Raw genomic sequence first — 2,413 nt, 5'->3', positions numbered from 1 at the left:
TCCTTCTGTTCGGCCATCGTCAGCACAGGCTTGGCGTTGGCATCCTGGGCCGCCTGCCGCCAACGGCTCACCTGCTCAGGGAACAGGCCCCGCTCGCGGCAGTAGGCGCTGAGCTCGGTGGCGTTGATGCCAGAGCTCTCCAGTACAACCGTGAACTTGTCGGCAGCGCTCCAGCCCTCTGGTTCCTTCTCGGATGAGGGCACCACCTCTCCCTGCAACCGCCAGGCCTTTCTCCAGTTGTAGAGAGTGGCGAGGTGAATGCCCAGCTCTTCTGAAATCCAGGCCACGCTCTGCCTGTGGGGCGGGTGCATCCGTCTCCTCACATCAGCCCACTGCTTCGCAGCCTTCGGCTAGACGGCCTCGCTGTAGCGACGCATTGGTCATGTCCTCAAGCCCCCGGATGTACTGATCAAAGGGGTGACAACTTCCTAAGAAACACCCAGGGCCTACAGGGATCTCGGCCAGTCATCCGGTTGGGACCAGCTGGTAACCAAGCGCTTTTGCACGCCGTTCCAGCCCACGCACGTGTCGCTCTTGTGATGCCTTCTGGTAAGCAGAAGCTCCCGGCTCTTGAAAAGCCATGCCATATCTCAGCATCTTATAGTAAAGAATGGCAATCTTGCGAGCAGTGGCTATCAATGCCTTGCCTTTGCCAACCCTTGCAGATAGCCGCCGCTGGAATGCACCCAAGGCAGTATTGGTTCTGCTGATTGGAACTGCTGCCATCCAAAAAGCGCTGCCGGCCCTTGTTGCCCCCTGTCGTGTCCGAGAAGAAAGTACCCGGCCACCAGAGATCTTATTCTGTGGGCTCAACCCAAGCCAGGAGACAAAATGCTTGGCGTTAGGCCAGCGGCTCATGTCGAGCCCACACTCACTGATCAAGGTGATCACCGTTGCAGGCCCGAGACCAGGCAGGCTTAATAGGTCATGGCCTGCTAACGATGTGATCAGGGCCTGAGGATTGAACGAGAAGCCATTGCTCCTGATTTGGCAGTCGCTTGCTTGCTTTTCAGGCTCAACATAGTCGACCCCAGCTAACTCATTCAGGACGACTTGGCCGGCCAATTCGCATTCTCGAATCTTTTCTGAATAAGCATCGAACATCTCGACTGCAACCTTAAGTTCAAAGAGATGTTCTTCTTGATAGTTGCCATCGAGAGCGGCAGCGATCGTTGCTTCTGTCTCCTTGCAGCGGCGATCACGCAGTGTAGCCAGCTTCTCTGGATTTCGTTCTCCTGAAAGGATGGCATCAATGACTCTGCGAGCAGTCAAACCAGTGATGTCTTTCACAACATGATGCAGCTGTAGGTTCATTTGCATGAGGGCTTTCTGCATGTGCTGCTGATGCGAGGAGCGGTAACGCACTAAAATGTCACGCTGCCGAAAGTAGGCTCTCAGCTTGGCGATGCTGGGATCGGGCTGGAAGCTCGCGCGAACAAGACCATAGCTGTGAAGTTGCTGCAACCACTGAGAATCACTGATATCAGTCTTACGACCGGGGACATTCTTTGCGTGCCGAGCATTAACCAGAAAGACTTCGATGCCTCGCCCCACGAGTATTTCGTAGAGTGGAACCCAGTAGATTCCAGTTGACTCCATGGCTACCGTCTTGATGTCGATGGCGAGCAACCATTCAGCTATAGACTTCAGATCATTAGTAAAGCTTGAGAATTTTCGTACTGGGTCATCGTCAAGCTCTGCTGGTACCGCTACAACATGGAACCGACTACCGATGTCTATTCCTGCGGAGCGTGGATTGACCACTCTGAGGCGCGCACGTCGGCGGCGCGAGGGGGAAGGACTTCCTGGCATACATCCGCTGCAATGGGTCTAAGGAGGGAGGCCAGGCAGATTCCGCGCTAAAAAATGAACAGTTTCCTAATCGGGATCAGCACCTGGATTTCTCCAGAAGTGTCGTCGCCAGGGCAGGGAGCGCTGTGGGAATCCAGACCACGTTTCCTTTCGGGAACAAGCCTCCAAAGATGTCATCGGTCATGGCCTGACGTCCCCATGACCAGTCTGGCAGAGGCCTTTGGACTTGGCCGTGGGTGTTTCGGACGAGAGGGCGTGCTCAGTGGTACTGGTACGTTTCCTGAAACTGGGGGGATCATGGTGTCATCTTCAATAGTGAAAATTAGACGCGCAATGCCTTTATCAATATCCGACCTTACCTGCCAAAGGCCTGGCTCTAGCTTGCGGATCAACGGCATGCCCAACGGCCAGCCGTACTGAGCTGTTTTGATGTCGCCACCAATGGCCTTGCGATCCTCACGCTTTTGATCCCGTAACCATTCTCTCACCGGTTCTCTCACTGATTGAGAACGAAAGAAAAGGACCTGACGTGACCCCCTTTGCTGCTCCAGTTCCTATGAGAGCTGGTGGGTTAGTCAGGCCGCTTTCCATTGCTGGAGGA

General features: G+C 54.9%; 2 protein-coding genes and 1 pseudogene. All 3 read right to left on the bottom strand.

Annotated features, from left to right (window positions below):
- A pseudogene (locus AC01FP_RS16965) lies at nt 1–287 on the bottom strand (IS3 family transposase); the annotation flags it as partial.
- Between the two features lie 178 nt (nt 288–465).
- Nucleotides 466–1,812, bottom strand: coding sequence for an IS110 family RNA-guided transposase (locus AC01FP_RS16960; RefSeq protein WP_474481849.1), 1,347 nt, complete (start codon nt 1,810–1,812; stop codon nt 466–468).
- A 173-nt stretch (nt 1,813–1,985) separates the two neighbouring features.
- Nucleotides 1,986–2,300 (bottom strand): type II toxin-antitoxin system RelE/ParE family toxin, encoded by a 315-nt coding sequence (locus AC01FP_RS16955; protein WP_474481851.1) that lies wholly within the window; start codon nt 2,298–2,300, stop codon nt 1,986–1,988.
- Between the last annotated feature and the right edge of the window lie 113 nt (nt 2,301–2,413).

The sequence above is a fragment of the Cyanobium sp. NIVA-CYA 375 genome (assembly GCF_056108345.1).
This window is presented reverse-complemented; position numbering and strand designations above follow the sequence as displayed.

Coding starts and splice junctions, on each gene's coding strand:
- AC01FP_RS16960 (WP_474481849.1), bottom strand. CDS start 1,812: ATGCCAGGAAGTCCTTCCCCCTCGCGCCGCCGACGTGCGCGCCTCAGA.